This is a genomic window from Bacillus sp. M13(2017) (genome assembly GCF_002218325.1).
Lineage (GTDB): Bacteria > Bacillota > Bacilli > Bacillales > Bacillaceae_G > Bacillus_A > Bacillus_A thuringiensis_K.
Window position 1 is genome coordinate 41,322 of record NZ_KZ268515.1, and the last position, 24,744, is coordinate 66,065.

Genomic DNA, 24,744 nt, shown 5'->3' on the forward strand with positions numbered 1-24,744 from the left:
ATAAGAAATAATTAAGGTGGTGGGACTATGGAGACAACGGAATTCCATGATACAATACAAGCCTTTTCTATTTTTTTATTGAATAAAGGCCGAAAACCCTCAACTATTAAACGTTATGTTTATGACGTTGAAGACTTCGGACATTGGTTAGAAAAAAACAAAAAGCTCCCTTCCAGTAATATATGGGCTACACTTTGTACAAAAGACTACGAAGATTACTTTTCCGATTTAAAAACGAATCGACATTACTCAGAAAAAACGATGCATCGTGTATTTATTGTACTAAATAGAATGCATCATTTTCTAAACATCCCTAATCCATTGAAGAATATGGAAATATCCATTCAACCAGACCGTACACTTCGTAACGAAGATTTCATTTCACCTGATGAAGAAAAAAGATTAAAGTATATAGTCACTTCATTAGAAGGACTTTCAGAAAAACAACTTCCTGTGCGCCCTTTATTAATGGCTCGCAATATCGCTATTTTAAATCTATTGATCGACTACGGTTTATCCTTACAGGAACTTACAGCATTAACAATGCATCACGTTCACTTTGAAACTAACACATTGTCAATCCCAGCAACCGCAGGTGTAGAAAGAACAATTACATTAGCAAAAGAAGACAAAAAACAACTATATAATTATTACAAAAGCATCCCAGAACCAGTTCGCCCTAAATACCATAGTGATGATCCATTATTTGTCGCATTCGATTTTAACCGCGGAACATACAGGTGGGTATATGAAAATGATGCACCAAAGGCATTAACGGAAATTGCTATACAAAAAATGATTCGCCTCGAAGTGGCTAGAGCCAATTTACGTAAAGGAATTTCAGGACAACATTTTCGTAACACCTATATTTTAAACTTAATAAAAAAAGAAACTCCTGAATCAGAAATTATAAAACTCGCTGGATTCAAATCAAAAATTTCATTAAAGCGATATTATCAATACGCAGAAAATAGAAAAAACGCCTTATTGTAAGGTGTTTTTTCTATTTTTTCTTTAAACAAACGATTTTACTATGACCATTTAACTAATTTCTGCATCTACTATGATGAGTTTCGTTCACATTTTCGTGAGAAAGGAGAGATTTAATGTCTCGTTATAACGACAATCAAAACAAATTCTCCAAACCATGCTTTCCAAGTAGCGCCGGACGAATCCCAAATACTCCATCAATCCCAATTACTAAAGCTCAACTTAGAACATTTCGTGCGATTATTATTGACTTAACAAAAATAATCCCAAAACTTTTCGCCAATCCATCTCCCCAAAATATTGAAGATCTAATCGATACATTGAACCTACTAAGTAAATTTATTTGTTCACTAGACGCTACTTCCTCCCTGAAAGCACAAGGGTTAGCTATTATTAAAAACTTAATAACTATATTAAGAAATCCAACCTTTGTAGCAAGCGCTGTATTTATTGAGCTTCAAAATCTCATTAACTATTTACTATACATTACAAAATTATTCCGAATTGACCCTTGCACACTTCAAGAGCTCCTTAAATTAATAGCAGCATTACAAACTGCTCTAGTTAATTCTGCTTCGTTCATCCAAGGACCTACCGGACCTACTGGACCAGCAGGCGCTACTGGTGCCACTGGACCTCAGGGACCTCAGGGACCCCAAGGCAACACAGGCGCTACCGGCAATACGGGCGCTCAAGGACCTGCGGGGGCTACTGGGGCTACTGGTGCCACTGGACCTCAGGGACCTCAAGGCAACACAGGCGCTACCGGCAATACGGGCGCTCAAGGACCTGCGGGGGCTACTGGGGCTACTGGTGCCACTGGACCTCAGGGACCTCAAGGCAACACAGGCGCTACCGGCAATACGGGCGCTCAAGGACCCGCGGGGGCTACTGGCGCCACTGGATCTCAGGGACCTCAAGGTAACACAGGTGCTACCGGTGCCACTGGACCTCAAGGTGCTCAAGGTAACACGGGCGCTACTGGTGCCACTGGGTCTCAAGGTATTCAAGGTAACACGGGGGCTACCGGTGCCACTGGACCTCAAGGTGCTCAAGGTAACACGGGCGCTACTGGTGCCACTGGACCTCAAGGTATTCAAGGTAACACGGGGGCTACCGGTGCCACTGGCGCTACTGGTATAGGAGTTACCGGACCTACCGGACCTTCTGGCGGGCCTCCTGGACCTACTGGACCTCAGGGGCCTCAAGGTAACACAGGTGCTACTGGTGCCACTGGACCTCAAGGTGTTCAAGGTAACACGGGGGCTACTGGCGCTACTGGACCTCAAGGTGTTCAAGGTAACACAGGTGCTACTGGCGCTACTGGACCTCAAGGTGCTCAAGGACCTGCCGGTGCTACCGGTGCCACTGGACCTCAAGGTGTTCAAGGAAACACGGGGGCTACCGGTGCCACTGGACCTCAAGGTGCTCAAGGACGTGCCGGTGCTACTGGTGCCACTGGACCTCAAGGTACTCAAGGACCTACTGGTGCTACTGGCGCTACTGGACCTCAAGGTGTTCAAGGTAACACAGGTGCTACTGGCGCTACTGGACCTCAAGGTGCTCAAGGACCTGCCGGTGCTACCGGTGCCACTGGACCTCAAGGTGTTCAAGGTAACACGGGTGCTACCGGTGCCACTGGACCTCAAGGTGTTCAAGGTAACACGGGGGCTACCGGTGCCACTGGACCTCAAGGTGCTCAAGGTAACACGGGTGCTACTGGCGCTACTGGACCTCAAGGTGTTCAAGGTAACACGGGTGCTACCGGTGCCACTGGACCTCAAGGTGTTCAAGGTAACACGGGGGCTACCGGTGCCACTGGACCTCAAGGTGCTCAAGGTAACACGGGTGCTACTGGCGCTACTGGACCTCAAGGTGTTCAAGGTAACACGGGTGCTACCGGTGCCACTGGACCTCAAGGTGCTACCGGTGCTACTGGCGCTACTGGACCTCAAGGTGCTCAAGGTAACACGGGGGCTACCGGTGCCACTGGACCTCAAGGTGCTCAAGGTAACACGGGTGCTACTGGCGCTACTGGACCTCAAGGTGTTCAAGGTAACACGGGTGCTACCGGTGCCACTGGACCTCAAGGTGCTCAAGGTAACACGGGTGCTACTGGCGCTACTGGACCTCAAGGTGTTCAAGGTAACACGGGTGCTACCGGTGCCACTGGACCTCAAGGTGTTCAAGGTAACACGGGGGCTACTGGTGCCACTGGACCTCAAGGTACTCAAGGACCTGCTGGTGCTACTGGCGCTACTGGACCTCAAGGTGCTCAAGGTAACACGGGGGCTACTGGTGCCACTGGACCTCAAGGTGTTCAAGGTAACACGGGGGCTACTGGTGCCACTGGACCTCAAGGTGTTCAAGGTAACACGGGGGCTACCGGTGCCACTGGACCTCAAGGTGTTCAAGGTAACACAGGTGCTACTGGCGCTACTGGACCTCAAGGTGCTCAAGGACCTGCCGGTGCTACCGGTGCCACTGGACCTCAAGGTCGTCAAGGTAAGACGGGGGCTACCGGTGCCACTGGACCTCAAGGTGTTCAAGGTAACACAGGTGCTACTGGCGCTACTGGACCTCAAGGTGCTCAAGGACCTGCCGGTGCTACCGGTGCCACTGGACCTCAAGGTACTCAAGGACCTGCTGGTGCTACTGGCGCTACTGGACCTCAAGGTGTTCAAGGTAACACAGGTGCTACTGGCGCTACTGGACCTCAAGGTGCTCAAGGACCTGCCGGTGCTACCGGTGCCACTGGACCTCAAGGTGTTCAAGGTAACACAGGTGCTACTGGCGCTACTGGACCTCAAGGTGCTCAAGGACCTGCCGGTGCTACCGGTGCCACTGGACCTCAAGGTGTTCAAGGTAACACGGGGGCTACCGGTGCCACTGGACCTCAAGGTGTTCAAGGTAACACGGGGGCTACCGGTGCCACTGGACCTCAAGGTACTCAAGGACCTGCTGGTGCTACTGGCGCTACTGGCGCTACTGGACCTCAAGGTGCTCAAGGTAACACTGGCGCTACTGGACCTCAAGGTGTTCAAGGTAACACGGGTGCTACTGGCGCTACTGGACCTCAAGGTGTTCAAGGTAACACGGGGGCTACCGGTGCTACTGGACCTCAAGGTGCTCAAGGTAACACTGGCGCTACTGGCGCTACTGGACCTCAAGGTGTTCAAGGTAACACGGGTGCTACTGGACCTCAAGGTGTTCAAGGTAACACGGGTGCTACCGGTGCCACTGGACCTCAGGGTATTCAAGGGCCAACGGGCGCTACTGGTATAGGAGTTACTGGACCTACCGGACCTTCTGGTGGGCCTCAGGGACCTACTGGACCTCAGGGACCTCAAGGTAACACGGGTGCTACTGGCGCTACTGGACCTCAAGGTGTTCAAGGTAACACGGGTGCTATCGGTGCCACTGGACCTCAAGGTGTTCAAGGTAACACGGGTGCTACCGGTGCCACTGGACCTCAAGGTGTTCAAGGGCCAACGGGCGCGACTGGTATAGGAGTTACCGGACCTACTGGGCCTACTGGACCTAGTTTCCCTGTAGCAACAATTGTTGTAACAAACAATATTCAACAAACAGTACTACAATTTAATAACTTTATTTTCAATACTGCAATTAACGTAAACAATATTATCTTTAATGGCACAGATACAGTTACAGTTGTCAACGGTGGTATTTATGTAATTAGCGTATCTATTTCTACAACTGCGCCAGGATGCGCTCCTCTTGGAGTAGGCATTTCAATTAATGGGGCAGTCGCAACTGATAATTTCTCTTCAAATTTAATAGGCGACTCACTTTCATTTACTACAATCGAAACATTAGCAGCTGATGCAAGAATCTCTGTCCAATCTACTCTTAATGAGATTACGATCCCTGCAACAGGAAATACTAACATCCGCCTTACTGTATTTAGAATCGCTTAAATTTCACTATATATTGTTTATGACAAATAAAAAAAGAGCGAGGAAACTCGCTCTTTTTTGTTATGTACAATAATTCATTACTATTCTAATTCAATTGAAACATTTTTTTGTGGTACAAATGTAGAAATTGCATGTTTATAAATAAGCTGTTGCTTACCTTCTGTTTCCAGCAGGACTGTAAAATTATCAAATCCTTTAATTAGTCCACGAAGCTGGAAACCATTTAATAAGTACAGCGTAACAAACGTATTTTCTTTACGGAGTTGATTTAAAAACTGATCTTGAATATTGATTGATTGCTTCATGTCGAATCCTCCTCTTTTTCTCTACTTACTATTATTCGACTTTACTTGTAACTTTCCTTCTATGTATCGTAAAATTTCTGACGTTTTTTCACCGTCTGTAACATCAAACCACGTGACGTCCATTTTATTACGGAACCACGTTAATTGACGTCTTGCATAACGACGCGAATTCGTCTTTAATTGTGATACCGCATCTTCTAAAGAGGCTCGATTCTCAAAATAATCATAGATTTCTTTATATCCAATCGCTTGAATAGATTGACAATCTCGTATCCCTCTATTATACAGCCCTTCTACTTCCTCTAATAGGCCTTGTTCCATCATCAAATCCACTCGTAAGTTAATGCGATCGTATAGCATTTCTCGATCCATTGTCAAGCCAATTAATGAAACATCATAGAGTAACTCTTTTTCTTGTTTCTCAATTTGGTCACTCATTTTTTCACCCGTCGTGTGGAAAATTTCTAACGCCCGAATGACACGTCGTGCATTATTTGCATGAATACGCTCCGCACTTTCTGGATCTACTTCTTGCAATTTTTTATGTACATATTCCACACCGCGTTCTAAAGCTAACTTTTCCATTTGCTCTCGGTATATCACATCACCAGCATCATCTGTAAACTGATAATCGAATAAAACAGATTGTATATAAAGACCGGTCCCACCAACTATAATTGGTAATTTACCACGTTCTGTAATTTCTCGAATATGCTTGCGAACACGTTCTTGAAATTCCGCGACAGAAAATGAATCTTCCGGATTTTTTATATCGACCATATAATGTGGAATTCCGTCCATCTCTGCTTTTGTTACCTTTGCAGTTCCAATATCCATCGTTCGATAGATCTGCATGGAATCACCACTAATAATTTCACCGTTCAACGCTTTAGCAAGATCGATACTTAACTTTGTCTTTCCAACAGCAGTTGGTCCAATGATGACAGCAACTTTTTCACGTTGCACTTCTCCCATATCATTCAACTCTCTTTATGTAATATACTCCATCTATTGATTATACCCAATCTTACCAATTTTAACGGCATGATTGCAAGTTCTTTCATTTTGGTACATGAAATTATATATAAAAAGAACATAGTTTGTCCAATTCTGCATATACATGATAAAAATAGTTTCGAGAGGATGAGTTAACTATGAAACAATCCACCATCAATTTTTCATCTTTGACAAAAGACCTCATTTTAGCTACTTCTACAAAAGAACAAAATTGTTCACAAGAGGAGTTATACTTCGCCCTAAATTGTTTACTACGGGCTTTTCATTCTACTCTCCATGAAACAACATTACATCCAGAAAATGAAAATACAGAATATATACAAACGCAATTTTGCAGTGCATATAAAATTATTACAGGTAAAACTATTTATCCTTTTCAATAACCCATAAAAAGCGGTTGCTTACATAAATTCAAGCAACCGCTTTTTATATTAATATCGATAACCTATTGTATAACTTTCACTTTTACAGATTTGCGCCCCCAGCTATTAGTACTACCATCTGAACCGACCAATACATCAATACGATTTCCTTTAATCGCACCACCAGTGTCTCCAGCAATCGCTTCTCCATACCCTTCTACCCATACTTTTGATCCAAGCGGAATTACTTTCGGATCAACAGCAATTACTTTCATATTTGGATTTGCTGTTAAATCATGCCCCATTGCAGTTAATACACGACCACCATACGAACCATTCTCACTCGGATCTGCTGTATATGCCGTTGCTTCTACCGTAATTTCACGACCACCAGCAGGCGCACTTGTTTCAGTAGATTTTGCAACTGGTTTTGCAGCCGGTTTTTCTTTTACCACAGGTTTACTTGATTCTACCTTCTTAATAGACTCTTTATTCTTAACTACTGTATTATTTTTAACCGGCGTATTTGTTCTAGCTGGCGCTTCTTCTTGAGCTACAACCTCTTTCTTTTCAATTACAGGTGCCGTTCCTGTTAAAAATGGCACGTGAACATATCCGACTTTTCCATTGTAGTCGAATTGTAACCATTCATTTTGAACATGATTCGTCGTTTCAATCACATCATCTTTATTAAGTTTACCTAAAATTTCAGAATCAGTATTCGCTCCAGCACGAACATTTAATACACCCGCCGTTACATAATATGTGCTCTTTGTAAACTCAGCACTTACAAACGCTTCCTTACCGTTCAACTTAATTTTTGTCCATCCATTTTCTGTATTTATAACATCTAGTGTATTCCCACTTAACACTTTACCTACAAGCTTTGACTCTACATTTGGGTTTTCTCTAACATTTAATACGTCTGTTGTTACAATTGTTTCCGCTTTAGCAGAACCCGCAAAAATCCCAAGACCAAAAACTGCTGCTGTTGCTATACCTAATAATTTTTTCATGAATAGCCTCCATTTGCTTTGTTTTCGTATTTTTATTATAGCAACAGATTTTTAGAATTTTCGGAAATCACACAATTACAAAGCATTCGTAATATACGATTAACGAGTTGTAACATAAATTCCCATATTAATAAAATGTATTTCTAATACAATTTCCAATGGTGTTCATATATTTTTCATATACGAGCGCAAGAACTTTTTCCAGAAAAAATTACAGTGTTACTTTTTTGTTACAAAAAATTCACAATTCATTACATCTTTTACTAAAAAACATCAATATTCAATTGTTAACCTATTTTTTTGTAATAAAAAGAGAGCAGCTACTAAAAACTGCTCTATTTTCATTTGTTATTGAACTTTCTTTTTCCAAACACCTAGCATAATAGCCGAGACAATTGTTCCAATTAATATAGAGAAAATATATAGTAACGGTTTATTTACTAACGCTATTACAAATAATCCACCATGCGGTGCCGGTAATGTAATTTGGAATAACATAGATAACGCCCCTGCAATACTTGAACCAACAACACAACTTACGATTACTCGAACCGGATCTGCAGCTGCAAACGGAATCGCACCTTCTGTAATGAATGATGCTCCCATAATATAATTTGTTAAACCAGACTTACGTTCCGCTTCTGTAAACTTTGATTTAAAGAATGTAGTTGCGAATGCAATCGTAAGTGGCGGTACCATACCACCAGCCATAACTGCTGAGTGCACTCCAAAATTCTGCGCTTCTATTGCAGCAATACCAAACGTAAATGCCGCTTTATTAATTGGACCCCCCATATCAATTGCCATCATACCACCTAAAATAAGACCTAGTAATATAGCATTCGTACCGTTTAAACCATTTAACCACCCTGTCAACATTTCATTTAATGCTACTACAGGCGGAATTACTACTTTTTGCATTACAACTCCTGTAATCAATAATCCAAAGACTGGATATAACAATACAGGTTTAATTCCTTCTAATTGTACTGGTAGTCCTGAAAATAATCTTTTCAACCCTAAAACAACATATCCAGCTAAGAAACCAGCAATTAATCCACCTAAAAATCCCGCATTCGCATTCGCCGCTAAAAATCCACCTACAACACCAGGCATAAAACCAGGACGATCAGCAATAGAACTTGCAATAAATCCAGCTAAAATTGGTACAAGGAATAAAAACGCACCTGTTTTTCCTCCACCAATTGACATGAACAATTCAGCTAAAGGACCTTCCGCCTTTATACCACCAAACGAAAACGCTAGCGCTATTAAAATCCCGCCACCAACAACGAATGGAAGCATATTACTTACACCGCTCATTAAATGCTTATAAATTCCTAATCCCTTTTCTCCCTCAATACTTTCTGACTTCCCGTCCTCTTTTACACCTTTAAAGATTGGTGCATCTTGTTTGACAGCTCGTTTAAGCAGATTTTCCGTTTTTCGAATCCCATCAGCAACTGGCACTTGAATGACATGTTTACCAGCAAAACGATTCATTTCTACTTGTTTATCCGCCGCAACAATAATAGCTGTTGCACGTTCAATATCCTCTTTCGTTAAACCGTTTTTAATACCCGTTGATCCATTTGTTTCAACTTTAATCGCTATTCCTAACTCTGTCGCTTTTGCTTTTAAGCTATCCGCTGCCATATATGTGTGAGCGATTCCAGTTGGACAAGCTGTAACAGCAAGTACGTACGGTTCATCTCCTTCTGGTTTTGCAACTTCAATCTCTTCTTCTTTTTCATTCTCTTTTTCATCAAATAGTTGAAGAAGCTCACTTTCATCCTTCGCTTCTAATAGTTGCTTGCGAAACCCTTCATCCATTAATAATGTCGATAAACGAGACAACGTTTCTAAATGAGTATTATTCGCTCCTTCACTTGCAGCAATCATAAAGAATAAGTGTGCTGGCTGTCCGTCAAGCGACTCATAATTGATACCGCTTACACTTCTACCAAAACAAATCGATGGTTGTTTAACAGCCTTTGTCTTCGCATGAGGTATTGCAATACCTTCCCCTATTCCCGTCGTACTTTGGGACTCCCGCTTTAAAATAGCTTCTTTAAATTCCATTTTACTATTTAAACGATTTGCCCCGTTTAATTTCTCAACTAATTCATCTATGACAGCTTCTTTATTTGAAGCTGTCAAATCCATAATGACTGTATCCCTTTTTAATAGTTCTGTAATTTTCATATGTTGCTTCCCCCTATCGCTTAGCTACAATTACTTGCGACAATAATTCTTCTACTTTTTCCTTCTTACATAAATCAGCTGAAAATGCTGTTGCACTCCCTGTTGCAACGCCGTATTGAAATGCCTTTTCAATATCTTTTGTCTGTTCATATTTGCCTACAAACCCTGCAACAAGAGAATCTCCGGCCCCAACTGAATTAATTACAACACCTTTTGGAACAGTCGCTTCATATATACCTTCTGCCGTAAATAATAAAGCTCCCTCTCCAGCCATCGATACGATAACGTGTTTTACACCTTGTTTAATTAATTTTCTTCCATAAGGTAAAACGTCCTCTACTGTTGAAAGCTCCACTCCAAACAACTCACCAAGTTCATGGTGGTTTGGCTTAATTAAAAATGGCTTATTTTTAATTACATGTTGCAGTGCACTTCCACTTGCATCTACTACTACACGAATACCTTTTTCAGCTCCAAACGCAGCAATTGATTCGTAAAAGGTACTTGGAATAGAAACTGGTACACTCCCAGCAAGTACAACACAATCTCCAGGTTGCATACTCTCAATTTTTTTCATTAACTGTTCGAACTGCTCTTTTGTTACAATAGGACCTTGGCCATTTAATTCTGTTTCTTCTTCCCCTTTTATTTTCACATTAATGCGAGTATCTTCATCTACTTGGACGAAGTTTGTTGTTACACCTTCCGTCTGTAATACCTCTTTAATAAATTGACCAGTAAATCCACCAGTAAATCCAAGTGCTATATTTTTAACACCTAAACGCTGAAGAACACGAGAAACATTAATGCCTTTTCCTCCAGGAAACTTCATATCTTTCTCCGCTCGATTTATTGTTCCTAAATCAAAAGAAGAAACTTGCACTACATAATCAATAGATGGGTTTAAAGTAACTGTATAGATCATTTTTTATCAGCCTCAATTACATTGGTTTGTCTTTTATATTTTTCTAAATCAATTTCTAAATGGTTTGTAATAATATTTGCATCTTCAACATTTGCAATTTTCGCAAATGCAACTTCTGAAAACTTACTTTCATCAATTAAGAAATATCCTTCGTTTGCTAATGTTAATGCCATTTGTTTTAAGAGCGCTTCTTCTGGATCTGGCGTTGTAAAGCCAAGCTGTTCATGTACACCATTTGCACCTAAAAAACATTTATCAAAACGATACTTCTGCATACTTTCCTGTGCCATAGCACCGATTAAAGCTTTCGTCCTACTCTTCATCATTCCGCCTAGTAAATACGCACGAATATTATTTTCAACTAAAGCTTCAATATGCATAAGTCCATTCGTAACGACAGTAACATCTTTATTTATTAAAAATGGAATCATTTCAAATGTTGTACTTCCTGCATCTAAATAAATACAATCACCTTGGTCAACAACGCTAGCCGCATAATTAGCAATTTGTTGTTTTATTTGAATGTTTTTGGATGATTTTTCAACCATCGTTGGTTCTTTCCCTTTTCCTGTTAAAACAGCAGCACCACCATGAACTCTTTTTAATAACCTTTGCTTTTCCAATTGTGCTAAATCACGGCGAATTGTCGACTCAGAGCTTTCTGTTCTTTCAACTAATTGCTGTAATTTTACAACTTTCTGTTCTTTTACAAGTTGTAATATCATTTGATGACGTTCAGGAGTTAACATTTTATTCACCTCTTCTTTGATTACAGTATAATGAAAACGGTCACAAAAATCAACCATAAACAATCAAAAATAATCAAAAACATCCACAAACGTTTATAAACATCAAAAAAGAAACCTATTCGATCAAACAATCAAATAGGTTTCTTTTCTAAATTCACTTATAAAGAAGCTTTATATATACTTAGAACATCATCTTTATTTAATTTTTTAAAGTTACCAAATTCACCATACGCCATCGCTTTATTAGCCATTATATCAATTTCACTTTCTCCAATAGCGTAATCAGACAATGTTACTGGTGCCTCAATTGAAGTCCAAAATTGACGCAATGCCTCAATTCCTTCTAATGCCACTTCTTTATCTGTTTTGCCATCTGTTTCTATATCAAATACACGAATAGCGAACTGTTTAAAACGACTTACATTTTCCTCTACAACATGTTTCATCCAGTTCGGGAATAAAATCGCAAGGCCACCTCCATGCGGTATATCATGAACAGCAGAAACTGCATGTTCAATATTATGAGTTGCCCAGTCACCTCTTACTCCCATCGCTAAAATGCCATTTAACGCCATCGTTCCGCAATATAAAATTGTTTCCCTATGCTCATAATTTTCTAAATCACTTAAAAGCTTAGGTGCTGTTTCAATGACTGTTCTTAAAACAGATTCACAATAACGGTCTTGTAGTTCTGTATTCGTTCCATGATGGAAATATTGTTCTAATACATGTGACATAATATCTACCATACCATAAATCGTTTGATCTCTCGGTACAGATGCAGTATGAACTGGATCTAAAATTGAAAACTGCGGGAATGTAACTGGGCTTCCCCATCCATACTTTTCATTCGTTTCCCAGTTTGTAATTACCGAGCCTGCATTCATTTCAGATCCTGTTGCTGCAAGAGTAAGTACAGTACCAAATGGTAATGCCTCACTAGCAAATGCTTTTTTCGTTACAATATCCCATACATCTCCATCATATTTGCTACCAGCAGCAATCGCTTTCGTACAGTCGATTACACTTCCTCCACCAACTGCTAAAATAAATTCGACTCCATTATCTTTACAAATTTGAATCCCTTTCTTTACAGTTGATACACGAGGATTCGGTTCAACACCCGTCAATTCAAATACTTCTGCATTAATATCCTTTAAAATAGAAATTACATTATCATAAATACCGTTTCTTTTAATACTGCCTCCTCCATATACGAGAAGAACCTTCTTACCAAACTGTGGAATTTCAGTTTTTAACTGTTCTAATTGATCTTTACCGAAAATAAGTTTCGTTGGATTACGAAATACAAAATTTTGCATATTTCTTTACCATCCCTTCTATATGAAAAGCAACTATACTTTTGTATACCATATTTTTTTCATTTCACAAAAAGATTTGCTTAACAAAAAAGCCCCAGCCTAAAGGCTGAGACTTTTATTGATAATAAGGTGAGATCATTAAGTAAACAATAACACCAGATAAACTTACATATAACCAAATTGGCATCGTCCAACGTACAATTTTACGATGACGTGTTAATTGATTTGTAAAACCAAATACAAGTGCAAACAATGCAAGTGGTACGATAATTGCTGCTAGGATAATATGTGTAATTAAAATGATGAAATACACATATTTAATAAACCCTTCTCCGCCAAAATGTGTTGCTGGCGCCAAGTAATGATACGATAAATAAGAAACACAAAATAGCAACGTCGTTGTAAATGCTGCGAGGATAAAACCACGGTGCATTTTCACATTCTTTTTAATAATAGAGTATAAAGCTGCTAATAAGAATACGAACGTAAAGCTATTAAAAATCGCATTTAACATTGGTAAAATTGTTACATCAAAATGTACTTCTCCTTCATAGCCAACAGGTCCAAAGAACAAAAATAAAATAATCGCATTTACAATTACAGAAAGCGTTATCACAATAGGAGCATAGCTTTTCTGATTTGTTGATTGATCCACCAAAATGGTCACTCCCTCTTCCTTCAAATATGTATACGTAACCTCACTATTTTAACATACTATTCACAGTGTAAATGTGACAATAGTTTGACACAGCAAGACAAGACAAAGAAAAAAATCCTTCTTAATAAAACTTCTTAAGAAGGATTTTATCGCTTTATTATTCAAATAGCAATGCGATTAGTTTTTGTTAAAAAATGTATCGCTATATGCTTGAAAAATTTCAGACACTTGATATCCCATTAAAGAAATTGCTGTTAATGAAAAGAAACCAATCATAAGAAATCGAAACCACATATAAATCTCCTCCTTGTATTTAGCTTAAAAAACATTCACTATATTACAAGTTGAGTGGCACTCTTCATCGTCACTTTCCTTTTTCCTTACAATTGCTGTAATAAATCGAATCATAAAGAAAACTACAAAAGGAAATTGTTCGTAATTCACATTGGCATAGTTTAGCAACGGCTCGCGCTGCACATCGAACGGAGATGAGAAGGAATAGAACATACCTTGCTCTTCCATATATACAATTACAATTTTCATGCAAAATACGATTCCTAGAAACGAAACAATATCTTGCCATTCTGTTGTATATAACAGGTTATACAGCTCTAATACATACTCTTCCATCATCATCCCCCCCTTCCTTTTTCACCATTTTGCTCGCCTTCGTATAAAAAGTCAAGAAAAAAGTTTATATCCACTATGACAATAGTAATTACTTGTTTCTATGATTATATATGATTCTTTTATAGCAATGACTGGGTGTAACTCTCTTCGAAAATTAGAAAATTAGAATCGAACAGATTCCTCATTCTTACTTTTAGGATTCAAAACTGTGCTATTTTTATTTCTATTAAAAATAAAATAAGAAAGTATTATAAGAACTGTAACAAACATTGTTAAAAGTGCTTGTGAACGTAAAGTATCAATTGCGAACATCGCAACTAAAACTGCTATAATAGCAGCAATTGTAACATACGTTACATACGGAAAAAGCCACATTTTCACTTTCAAATTTTGTTGTTCTACTTTCCCCATTTTTTTACGCATCTTTAAATGCGAAACTGCAATAACGAGATAAACTAGTAGCGCAATCCCGCCAGATGCATTCACTAAAAACAAAAAGACTTTATCTGGAGAAATGTAACTAAACACAACTCCAATATAAGCGAAGAACGTTCCGAATAAAACGGCCCGAACAGGAACACCACTACTGTTCAATTTTAAAAATGACTTTGGAGCATCTCCTCTTTCTGCCATTGAAAAAAGCATTCTTGAATTTGTATATAATCCTGAATTTAAGCAAGAAAGCACAGCTGTTAAAACGATAAAATTCATAATTTGCGCTGCCGCTGGTATTCCTATATGTTCAAGTACAGCTACAAATGGACTTTTTAATATGTTTGCTGAATTCCATGGCAGTAGTGTAACAACTACCGCTATAGACCCAATAAAAAATACAAGAATACGCCAAATCACACTGTTTGTTGCTGTTTTTACTGCTTTTACAGGTTCTGCAGATTCACCTGCTGCTACTGCTACAATCTCTGATCCCATAAATGAAAATATAACGACAGTAATTCCAAGCAATACCGAACTTATACCGTTTGGCATAAATCCACCTTGTCCAATTAAATTCGAAGTGCCGGGTGCTTCTGTTCCTGGAACAAATCCTAAAATAACAGCAAGACCTAGACAAAGGAACAAAACAATACTTATTACTTTAATAAAAGAAAACCAATATTCAAACTCTCCAAATGATTTTACCGAAAAAACGTTCGTCAGCGTTAATAAAATTGTTAATATTAAACTTAATAACCAAAGCGGTATTTGTGGAATCCAATATTGGATAATACCAGCACCTGCTGTGGCTTCTATTGCAATAACAATTACCCAGAAAAACCAGTATAACCAGCCTATTGTATAACCCGCCCAAGGACCAATCGCTTCTCTTGCATACGTTGCAAATGAACCACTTGTCGGATTAACAGCTGCCATTTCTCCTAGCATTCTCATGACGAAAATGACTAGAAGTCCTGCTAATGCATATGAAACGATAGAACCTGGTCCTGCCGAATGTACAACTGCACCACTTCCAACAAACAAACCAGCCCCTATTACGCCGCCAATTGAGATCATTGTAATGTGGCGTATTTTGAGGTCTTTCTTTAGATTTTTATCCAAATCTTGTACATCCCCTTCCAAACTAAATTTTGAAATTTATGTAAGAGTACTGTGCGAAAGATTTTGTCCTATACTTTAAAATATATCAAAATATTCTGAATTTAACAATTACAATTCAACCTCCTTCAAAAATTATTACATTAGGTTTAATACTTTCCTATACACAATTGTTGAGAAAATTATAGTCCTCTTACAAAAGAAAGAACTTTCAGATATTATTAAATAAACAAGATTATACATCTAGACAACTTTTTGTATAGGAGTGTTGATATGTTAAACAAGTTCAAATTTTTTTGTTGTATTTTAGTAATGTTCTTACTTCTACCGCTATCCCCTTTCCAAGCACAAGCAGCAAACAATTTAGGTTCAAAATTACTCGTTGGATACTGGCATAACTTTGATAACGGTACTGGCATTATTAAATTAAAAGACGTTTCACCAAAATGGGATGTAATCAATGTATCTTTTGGTGAAACTGGTGGTGATCGTTCCACTGTTGAATTTTCTCCTGTGTATGGTACAGATGCAGACTTCAAATCAGATATTTCTTATTTAAAAAGTAAAGGAAAGAAAGTAGTTCTTTCAATAGGTGGACAAAATGGAGTCGTTTTACTTCCTGACAATGCCGCTAAGCAACGTTTTATTAATTCCATACAATCTCTAATCGATAAATACGGTTTTGATGGAATAGATATTGACCTTGAATCAGGTATTTATTTAAACGGAAATGACACTAATTTCAAAAACCCAACTACTCCCCAAATCGTAAATCTTATATCAGCTATTCGAACAATCTCAGATCATTATGGTCCAGATTTTCTATTAAGCATGGCTCCTGAAACAGCTTATGTTCAAGGCGGTTATAGCGCATACGGAAGTATCTGGGGTGCATATTTACCGATTATTTACGGAGTGAAAGATAAACTAACATACATTCACGTTCAACACTACAATGCTGGTAGCGGGATTGGAATGGACGGTAATAACTACAATCAAGGTACTGCAGACTACGAAGTCGCTATGGCAGATATGCTCTTACATGGTTTTCCTGTAGGTGGTAATCCAAATAACATTTTCCCAGCTCTTCGTTCAGATCAAGTCATGATTGGGCTTCCAGCAGCACCGGCGGCAGCTCCAAGTGGTGGATACATTTCGCCAACTGAAATGAAAAAAGCTTTAAATTATATCATTAAAGGCGTTCCGTTCGGAGGAAAGTATAAACTTTCTAACCAGAGTGGCTATCCTGCATTCCGCGGCCTAATGTCTTGGTCTATTAATTGGGATGCAAAAAACAACTTTGAATTCTCTAGTAACTATAGAACATATTTTGATGGTCTTTCCTTGCAAAAATAATAAAAAACAACAATAGGTTATAGGGCCTATTGTTGTTGTTTTTTATTTATGTAAATTACTTTTTCACTTCTACATGATGAAAAGATTCTTTTTCATCTCTTACATAACTATTCACAAGACTTAAAAGTAATTTACCACCAATTAACATCGCTTGTTCATCAAAATCAAATTGAGGATGATGATGTGGATATATCGCTCCTATTTCTTCATTCCCCGCACCTGTGAAGAAAAATGCTCCAGGAACATGTTCTAAGTAATATGCAAAATCTTCTCCCCCCATAATAGGTGGTACTTCCATGACCCGTTCTCTGCCAAGATCACGTTCCGCAACCGTCATAAAATGACGTGTTTCATCTACATGATTTATTAATATTGGATAGCCTCGTTTATATTGAATATTAACTTCAGCATGAAGAGACTGACAAATCCCTTCAACAACTCGTTTAAATTCCTTCTCCATATATTCTCTCACTTCAGGATCTAGCGTTCGAATGGTCCCTGTAAATGTAGCAGTATCTGCAATAATATTATCTGCTTGACCAGCATAAAATGTGCCTACTGTTAATACTGCAGATTGAAGCGGATCTACTTTTCTACTAACTAAAAGTTGTAATTGATTAATAACTTGCGTTGCGACGATAATAGTATCTACAGTATGATGCGGCATACCTCCATGACCACCTCGCCCTTGAACCTTCACTTCAAAAGAATCAGCTGCTGCCATCATTGCTCCAGCTCTTGCACCAACAATTCCTAATGGCATTTGAGAAGATAAATGTGTACCAAATACAACATCTACTCCCTCTAAACAACCATCCTCAATCATGGCAATTGCCCCACCAGGTTCTTTCTCTTCTGCATGTTGATGTATAAGAACTATTTTTCCAGAAAGCTGATCTCTATGGTCACTTAATATTTTTGCAACTCCTAAAAGTGTTGCTGTATGTCCATCATGCCCACAAGCGTGCATTACACCAGGAATCTTTGATTTATATGAAACTTGCTTTTCATCTTGGATAGGTAGTGCATCGAAATCAGCACGTAGCGCTATCGTCTTCCCAGGTCTTCCACCTTCAATTACGCCGATTACTCCTCTGCCCCCGATATTTGTTTTCACATCAATATGAAAACTTTTTAAGGTTTCAGCTATTTTTCTCGGCGTTTCTATTTCTTGAAACGATAGCTCTGGATATTGATGAAAATCTCTTCGCCATGAAACTATTTGGTTATATAAACTTTCCAATTCTTTATGCCATGTTTCTATCATAGAAATTCCCCTTTCTTTATTTAACACTTTAAACAAAATTTACATAATATTCAGTGTTTAATCAATAAAAAAAGAGAACTTTCTCTAAAAGTCCTCCTACTATTCTATTCACTATTTTGCTTCAACACAAAAACTGAAAGTTCAGGTACACTCCAAAATCTAACAGGCATCCTAGTAGTCCCAATGCCACGATTTACATATAAATATAACGGCTTACTCTTCCCCTCTACTTCATACATACCTTCAACATAGCTCTCAGCTAGTTTGGTAGTAATTAACGGACCTACAAAAGGAATTTGGACTTGTCCTCCGTGACTATGTCCTGACAGTTGAAGATCAACCGGGTAACGATTTATTTTGGTTACAACATCCGGCTCATGTACTAATAACATGTTGAAATCATTTTGTTTCAAGTTTTTTAAAGTTGAATCTATTTGCGGCTTCCCTAATAGAAAATCATCCAAACCTGATATTGTAATATATTTGCCGTTTTCCACTTTAATTTTCTGCACTTCATTTACTAATACAGAAAAACCAGCTTCCTCCATATATTCTTTGTAAAATAAACTACCGCCCCCACCCCTATCATGATTCCCAAACACAGCATATTTCCCTAAGGGAGCGTAAATTTTCTGCAAAATAGCCTTCGCTTCTTCTTTTTCCGCACTATAAGACCCAAATTTATCTATTAAATCTCCGGTAAAAACTACTATATCTGGATGTAATTCATTCATCTTCTCCACTAAATGTTCAAGTTGCTTCAGTGTAAACTGTGGTCCTAAATGTACATCTGAAAACTGTAATATTTTTTTATTATTAAATTCTTTAGGAATTGCAGAATCTTCTATTTCATTCCATGTAACTGTTACTAGTTTTCGTTCTATTTCTGTCGCATAATAATACAAACTTACTGGTATCATTAATATACTTATAAAACTAATAATAAATATCTTTATGATTGATTTTTTTCGTTCTTTTTTTACATGATTCGTATTCATGTTTTCACCTCTAGAAACACTTTAAATCCTTATTGTTACATTAATGTGACAACATGAATAATGTTCTTAATATGTAATTCCCTCCCTATTCACTTTGACAATTTTATACAGAAGTCATAACATATTTTTATAATACATAGATTTTTAAAATTTTCTCTATTCATTCCATCATTTTATTACGGAGGGGTTATTCATGTCTGTATTTACACCAGAAGAAATTACGGAACTTGCTGCGAATTCAGGAAGGAAAAAAGCTCATTTATCATTGCTCCCTATGCTAATTCTTGGTTTTTTTGGTGGTGCTTTTATCGCATTAGGATATTTACTCGATATTCATGTTATTGAGACAATGCCAAAATATTGGGGATCATTTTCTAGTTTTCTAGGCGCTGCTGTATTCCCTATTGGTCTTATTCTCGTTATTCTTGCAGGCGGTGAACTAGTAACTGGTAACATGATGACAGTTTCTATGGCCTGGCTTCAAAAGAAAATTACTTTATTTTATTTCATACGAAATTTAGTTATTGTTACATTTAGCAATTTCATAGGGGCTGTATTTGTAGCCTACTTTTTCGGTCATATCGTTGGCTTAACTGAAGGAGCTTTTTTAGCGAAAACTATTTCTATCGCTCAAGCGAAACTACACGATACACCATTGCAAGCATTTATTTCTGCAATCGGATGTAACTGGCTCGTTTGTTTAGCTGTTTGGCTCAGTATGGGAAGTAAAGAATTTATCGGAAAGATTATCGGCATTTGGTTCCCGGTTATGACTTTTGTTGCGATTGGATTTCAACACGTTGTAGCCAATATGTTTGTCATCCCAGCCGCGATTTTTGCCGGTCATTTCACTTGGGCTGAATATTTTCCAAACTTTATTTTTGTTTTCTTTGGAAATTTAGTAGGTGGTATGTTATTTGTAGCACTACCTTACTTCATATCTTATAATAAGGAACTACCTTCTTATCAAGAGAAGACTGAAATGAAGAACAAATCTCTGTCCGCTTAAATGGAATGTCAATAAAGTGCCCTAAAAAAATATTACAAATTTCATTTTTTTTGCGAATATATGTACGTACACTTGTTCTCGAATGTTTTATACGTTATAATAACAACTTAAATAGCATTATTTACATATGAGGTGAAAAACATGAACAAAACAGAATTAATTAAAAACGTAGCACAAAATGCTGAGATTTCTCAAAAAGAAGCTACTGTAGTTGTACAAACTGTAGTAGAATCAATCACTAACACTTTAGCTGCTGGTGAAAAAGTACAACTTATCGGATTCGGTACATTCGAAGTTCGCGAAAGAGCTGCTCGTACAGGCCGTAACCCACAAACTGGTGAAGAAATGCAAATCGCAGCTTCTAAAGTACCTGCTTTCAAAGCTGGTAAAGAACTAAAAGAAGCTGTAAAATAATGAAAAATATCCTTCTCATTTATGAGAAGGATATTTTTTTCATAACATAATTAATAAATATCTGACCATTATGCTGTTTCTTTTGTTCTTTTATGCAAATAAAACCTTTACTTTCAAAAAAAGGTTTTGCGGTAATGCTCGCCTCTGTATATATCTCCCTATGCCCCAATTTCACAGCTTCTTTTTCTAACTTCTGTAGTATGTATGAAGCGACTCTTTTCCCTTGATGATCTTTATGTGTAAATAAACGATCTACGTAATGCTCATCGTTGTAATCCCCAAATCCCAATATTACACCGTTATGATCCGCTACATAACTAATATTCTTCTCTAAAGACTTTAACCAGCTTTCTCTATCTAGTTGATCCGGTGCCCACACCTGTAGCTGTAAATCATTATAATCTTTTGCATTAACCGTATGAACTGTCTCATAGAACATTTGTAATACTTGATCTAAATCTTCTTTCTGAAATGTCCTAATTATAATATCTTTTAACATATATAAGTCTCCTTACCAAACTACCTCTTAACTTTTCTACTATATACGATTCCATATTTCTTCTTTATTATATCGTTTTAATTTCTATACGAACAAAAAAACAATACTTATTTAAAGTATTGTTTTTTTAATTCTATTCAATTACTTAATGCAGCTTTTTAAGATTTTAATTTAACTCTTTGTAATCGTAACGCATTTAATACAACGGATACAGAACTAAATGCCATCGCTGCTCCAGCAACCCAAGGGGCTAAGAAACCTAATGCCGCAATTGGAATTCCTAACGCGTTATAAGCTAATGCCCAGAATAAATTTTGTTTAATATTTCTTATCGTCATTTTACTTATAAAGATCGCATCAGCAATACTATTTAAGTCACCGCGGATTAACGTTATATCCGCTGCTTCCATCGCTACATCCGTTCCCGTTCCAATTGCCATACCAATGTTCGCTGTAGCAAGAGCAGGAGCATCATTTATCCCGTCTCCAACCATCGCTACTTTCTTACCATTTGCTTGCAGTTTTTTCACTTCTTCTGCTTTTCCTTCTGGCAATACTTCTGCAATTACGTAATCAATACCAACTTGCTTTGCAATTGCCTGAGCAGTTTGTGTATTATCTCCTGTAATCATCACAACGTCTAGACCCATTTTTTTCAGTCTTGCGATAGCTGCTTTTGAAGTATCTTTCACCGTATCCGCAACCGCAACTATACCAACATATTCTTTATCAATTGCAATAAGCATTGCTGTTTTTCCTTCTCGTTCTAGCGCTCCCATTGATTTAGAAACTTCTTCAATATCAATATTGAATTTCTTCATTAATCGACGTGTACCAATTAATAAGTGTTTTCCTTCTACAACTGATTCGATACCAAATCCCGGAATCGCTTCAAACGTTTCTGAACTTGGGATATCAATTTTCTTTTCTTTAATTCCTTCTACAATCGCTTCTGCAAGTGGATGTTCAGAATTTCTTTCTGCTGCCCCTACTAATCTAAGCAATTCATTTTCATTGAATCCATCTGCTACAATCACATCTGTTAACACCGGCTTCCCATTTGTCACTGTACCCGTTTTATCTAAAATAACCGTATCTAATCGGTGCGTTGCTTCTAAATGCTCTCCACCTTTAAATAAAATACCATACTCTGCTGATCTTCCTGATCCTGCCATAATAGATGTAGGCGTTGCAAGACCTAATGCACATGGACAAGCGATAACAAGTACTGCTATCATTTTCTCAAGTGCTCCGCCAAAATCACCAGGTGTAACAAATATCATCCATACTGCAAATGTGATAATCGCAATCACAACTACAACCGGTACGAAAATACCTGAAATTTGATCTGCTACCCTTTGAATAGGAGCTTTTGAACCTTGTGCCTCTTCTACTACTTTAATAATTTGAGCTAATGCAGTATCTCTTCCTACCTTAGTTGCTTTCACTTTTAAAAAGCCATTTTTATTTATTGTCGAACCTATTACTACGTCCCCAATTGACTTATCAACAGGAATACTTTCACCCGTTAACATCGATTCATCAATTGCTGACTTTCCTTCTACAATTTCACCATCTACTGGTATTTTTTCACCAGGCTTTACATAGACGATATCACCAGCTACTACTTCTTCAATCAAAATTTTTATTTCTGTTCCATCTCGCACAACTGTAGCTGTCTTCGCTTGTAAACCCATCAATTTTTTAATTGCTTCTGATGAGCGCCCTTTTGCTTTCGCTTCAAATAATTTACCTAAAATAATTAATGTAATAAGTACCGCACTTGTTTCAAAATATAAATCTGTCATATGTTCCGAAGAACCAATAGATTGAATACTTACATATACACTATAAAAATAAGCGGCCGACGTTCCAAGCGCCACGAGAACATCCATATTCGCACTTTTATTACGTAACGCTTTATAAGCCCCAACATAAAACTGTCCACCAATGATAAATTGAACAGGAGTTGCAAGTGCTAGTTGCACCCAAGGATTCATTAACATATCTGGTAAATAAATAAACGACGTAAATGAGAAATGACTAACCATTGCCCAAAGTAACGGGAAAGATAAAATAAACGAAATAATAAACTTCTTCTTTTGTCTTTCAATTTCTTGTAATCGATGATCAGTTGATGCATCTTGATCATCTGGTTTCACTTCTAATTTATATCCTAGCTTCGTAATCGCGCTCTTCATTTCATTTACATTAACTTCATCAGGATTAAAGTCTACTGTAGCTGATTCTAAAGCAAAATTTACTGTCGCTTTGTTCACACCATCTAACTTATTTAAACGCTTTTCAACTCTATTTGAACATGCTGCACATGTCATTCCTGAAACAGTAAATTCGGCTTTATCACTTACAATTCCATATCCTAACGATTCAACTTTTTCTTTAAACTGTTGCGGATTTGTTTTAGTTGAATCGTATATTATTTTTGTTTTTTCAAGCGCAAAATTTACATTTGCCTCATGGACACCTTCTACTTTTTTTAGACCTTTTTCAATTCTATTTGCACATGCCGCACATGTCATTCCTGATATTTGAAGATTGGCCTCTTTTTTTTCATTCATGTCTCTCACCTCTATATACCCTTATGAGGTATAATTATTAGCAAAATAAATCGTACTTCATTTAAAGTACGATTTATTTCCATATCTAAAAATAATTATTGCACATCGTATCCTTGATCTTCGATTACAGCAACGATATCTTTTAATGTTACGGCAGACGAGTTGATAGTAACTTCAACAGTTCCTTCTGCTAGTTGAACTTTCACTTGTTCAACACCGTTTAGCTCTTTCACACTGCTTTCGATAGCATTTACACAATGTCCACAAGACATACCTTCAACTTGTAATGTTAACTGTTCCATTTAAAATCCTCCTCTTGTTTATTCATTGTTTGTTAATCACAACCTCATCTTACCATACCCCCCTAAGGTAATCAATGGTTTTTTGTCATGATTTTTCAATTTTTTTCTGAAAGTTTATTTTACACACACTTTTTCACACCCCTACAAGGATAAAGAAAAAAACAAGCCAGTTAAATACTAGCTTGTTTTTACGCTTTTGAAAAACGTTCAAATACTGTCATTAATTCTTCAATTGCTTCGTCACCATTTCCATTTTTAATAGCTCCTGAAACACAATGACTCGTATGATTTTTGAGAACGCCCATTCCTACTTTTTTCATCGCTGCATTAATCGCTGAAATTTGCACTAAAATATCTACGCAATAACGATCATTTTCAATCATGTTTTGAATACCGCGGACCTGTCCTTCAATTCTCTTTAATCTATTTATAATCTGTTCTTTTTCTTTTTCTGATCTATATGTTACTGCTTCATGCTCTTTATGATCCATATTATCACCTTCTTAAAGTTTCTCTTCATCCAATAAAACAATTGTTTTTTATGAGTATACCAATTATAGCATTAAATATCTACGCATGATACCCCATAAGAGTATATTTACGCTTTATGATTATTCTTAACAACACATTAGCTTCTTAATCTCAATTT

The 24,744-nt window shown here is 37.7% G+C and carries 22 protein-coding genes; 6 read left to right on the forward strand and 16 right to left on the reverse strand.

Annotated features, from left to right (window positions below):
• Positions 1–27: 27 nt before the first annotated feature.
• Together CGQ22_RS25970 and CGQ22_RS25975 are read left to right on the forward strand one after the other, a co-directional pair.
• Positions 28–993, forward strand: coding sequence for a tyrosine-type recombinase/integrase (locus CGQ22_RS25970; RefSeq protein WP_000450324.1), 966 nt, complete (start codon positions 28–30; stop codon positions 991–993).
• Positions 994–1,106: 113 nt separating this feature from the next.
• The gene (locus tag CGQ22_RS25975; protein WP_089149546.1) at positions 1,107–4,928 is read left to right on the forward strand and encodes a Gly-Xaa-Xaa repeat protein; all 3,822 of its coding nucleotides are present in this window, start codon (positions 1,107–1,109) and stop codon (positions 4,926–4,928) included.
• An 80-nt stretch (positions 4,929–5,008) separates the two neighbouring features.
• Here the strand turns inward: CGQ22_RS25975 and hfq are convergent, their stop codons facing one another.
• Both hfq and miaA read right to left on the reverse strand, forming a co-directional pair.
• Complete coding sequence (gene hfq / locus CGQ22_RS25980) at positions 5,009–5,233, reverse strand: RNA chaperone Hfq (protein WP_000813896.1); 225 nt, start codon at positions 5,231–5,233, stop codon at positions 5,009–5,011.
• A 21-nt stretch (positions 5,234–5,254) separates the two neighbouring features.
• Positions 5,255–6,208: a tRNA (adenosine(37)-N6)-dimethylallyltransferase MiaA gene (miaA, locus tag CGQ22_RS25985; protein ID WP_089149547.1), complete on the reverse strand. Its 954-nt coding sequence runs from the start codon at positions 6,206–6,208 to the stop codon at positions 5,255–5,257.
• Between the two features lie 179 nt (positions 6,209–6,387).
• Here miaA and CGQ22_RS25990 point away from each other — a divergent pair, with 179 nt between their 5' ends.
• Positions 6,388–6,633 (forward strand): hypothetical protein, encoded by a 246-nt coding sequence (locus tag CGQ22_RS25990; protein WP_000814428.1) that lies wholly within the window; start codon positions 6,388–6,390, stop codon positions 6,631–6,633.
• Positions 6,634–6,695: 62 nt separating this feature from the next.
• Here the strand turns inward: CGQ22_RS25990 and entD are convergent, their stop codons facing one another.
• The 8 genes from entD to gabP form a co-directional block, all read right to left on the reverse strand.
• On the reverse strand, positions 6,696–7,628 hold the full coding sequence (gene entD / locus CGQ22_RS25995; protein WP_089149548.1) for a cell wall-binding protein EntD: 933 nt from the start codon (positions 7,626–7,628) through the stop codon (positions 6,696–6,698).
• Between the two features lie 348 nt (positions 7,629–7,976).
• Positions 7,977–9,833, reverse strand: coding sequence for a PTS fructose transporter subunit IIABC (locus CGQ22_RS26005; RefSeq protein WP_000704594.1), 1,857 nt, complete (start codon positions 9,831–9,833; stop codon positions 7,977–7,979).
• A 13-nt stretch (positions 9,834–9,846) separates the two neighbouring features.
• Positions 9,847–10,758, reverse strand: a complete 912-nt coding sequence (gene pfkB / locus CGQ22_RS26010; protein WP_000640861.1) for a 1-phosphofructokinase — start codon at positions 10,756–10,758, stop codon at positions 9,847–9,849.
• Positions 10,755–11,507 (reverse strand): DeoR/GlpR family DNA-binding transcription regulator, encoded by a 753-nt coding sequence (locus tag CGQ22_RS26015; RefSeq protein ID WP_000957273.1) that lies wholly within the window; start codon positions 11,505–11,507, stop codon positions 10,755–10,757. Before CGQ22_RS26015 ends, pfkB begins: the two co-directional genes overlap by 4 nt.
• A gap of 158 nt (positions 11,508–11,665) precedes the next feature.
• Positions 11,666–12,829 carry an iron-containing alcohol dehydrogenase gene (locus CGQ22_RS26020; protein WP_089149549.1) on the reverse strand — a complete coding sequence of 388 codons (1,164 nt, stop codon included), beginning with the start codon at positions 12,827–12,829 and terminating at the stop codon, positions 11,666–11,668.
• Positions 12,830–12,944: 115 nt separating this feature from the next.
• Entirely contained in the window at positions 12,945–13,487 is a 543-nt protein-coding gene (locus tag CGQ22_RS26025; protein WP_000228316.1) for a DUF420 domain-containing protein, read from the reverse strand.
• A 318-nt stretch (positions 13,488–13,805) separates the two neighbouring features.
• Positions 13,806–14,120, reverse strand: a complete 315-nt coding sequence (locus CGQ22_RS26035) for a hypothetical protein (protein WP_002164152.1) — start codon at positions 14,118–14,120, stop codon at positions 13,806–13,808.
• Positions 14,121–14,279: 159 nt separating this feature from the next.
• Positions 14,280–15,674, reverse strand: a complete 1,395-nt coding sequence (gene gabP, locus CGQ22_RS26040; RefSeq protein ID WP_000360113.1) for a GABA permease — start codon at positions 15,672–15,674, stop codon at positions 14,280–14,282.
• A 270-nt stretch (positions 15,675–15,944) separates the two neighbouring features.
• Between gabP and CGQ22_RS26050 the strand changes: the two genes are divergently transcribed.
• A complete protein-coding gene (locus CGQ22_RS26050) occupies positions 15,945–17,027 on the forward strand; it encodes a chitinase (RefSeq protein WP_000932438.1) in 1,083 nt (360 codons plus the stop codon).
• A gap of 55 nt (positions 17,028–17,082) precedes the next feature.
• Here CGQ22_RS26050 and CGQ22_RS26055 read toward each other — a convergent pair whose 3' ends face one another.
• Complete coding sequence (locus tag CGQ22_RS26055; RefSeq protein ID WP_089149550.1) at positions 17,083–18,294, reverse strand: M20 metallopeptidase family protein; 1,212 nt, start codon at positions 18,292–18,294, stop codon at positions 17,083–17,085.
• Positions 18,295–18,398: 104 nt separating this feature from the next.
• A complete protein-coding gene (locus tag CGQ22_RS26060) occupies positions 18,399–19,292 on the reverse strand; it encodes a metallophosphoesterase (protein WP_001095331.1) in 894 nt (297 codons plus the stop codon).
• 193 nt (positions 19,293–19,485) lie between these two features.
• Between CGQ22_RS26060 and CGQ22_RS26065 the strand changes: the two genes are divergently transcribed.
• Together CGQ22_RS26065 and CGQ22_RS26070 are read left to right on the forward strand one after the other, a co-directional pair.
• A complete protein-coding gene (locus tag CGQ22_RS26065; RefSeq protein WP_089149551.1) occupies positions 19,486–20,301 on the forward strand; it encodes a formate/nitrite transporter family protein in 816 nt (271 codons plus the stop codon).
• Positions 20,302–20,442: 141 nt separating this feature from the next.
• Positions 20,443–20,715: an HU family DNA-binding protein gene (locus CGQ22_RS26070; RefSeq protein WP_001043904.1), complete on the forward strand. Its 273-nt coding sequence runs from the start codon at positions 20,443–20,445 to the stop codon at positions 20,713–20,715.
• A 19-nt stretch (positions 20,716–20,734) separates the two neighbouring features.
• On the opposite strand, the gene CGQ22_RS26075 is transcribed toward CGQ22_RS26070, so the two are convergent.
• The 4 genes from CGQ22_RS26075 to CGQ22_RS26090 all read right to left on the reverse strand — a co-directional run bounded on the left by CGQ22_RS26075 (position 20,735) and on the right by CGQ22_RS26090 (position 24,586).
• Complete coding sequence (locus CGQ22_RS26075) at positions 20,735–21,214, reverse strand: GNAT family N-acetyltransferase (protein ID WP_000910162.1); 480 nt, start codon at positions 21,212–21,214, stop codon at positions 20,735–20,737.
• A 158-nt stretch (positions 21,215–21,372) separates the two neighbouring features.
• A complete protein-coding gene (locus CGQ22_RS26080; RefSeq protein WP_089149552.1) occupies positions 21,373–23,793 on the reverse strand; it encodes a heavy metal translocating P-type ATPase in 2,421 nt (806 codons plus the stop codon).
• Positions 23,794–23,888: 95 nt separating this feature from the next.
• The gene (gene copZ, locus CGQ22_RS26085; protein WP_000436977.1) at positions 23,889–24,095 is read right to left on the reverse strand and encodes a copper chaperone CopZ; all 207 of its coding nucleotides are present in this window, start codon (positions 24,093–24,095) and stop codon (positions 23,889–23,891) included.
• A gap of 188 nt (positions 24,096–24,283) precedes the next feature.
• Positions 24,284–24,586 carry a metal-sensing transcriptional repressor gene (locus tag CGQ22_RS26090; RefSeq protein WP_000349639.1) on the reverse strand — a complete coding sequence of 101 codons (303 nt, stop codon included), beginning with the start codon at positions 24,584–24,586 and terminating at the stop codon, positions 24,284–24,286.
• Positions 24,587–24,744 lie beyond the last annotated feature (158 nt).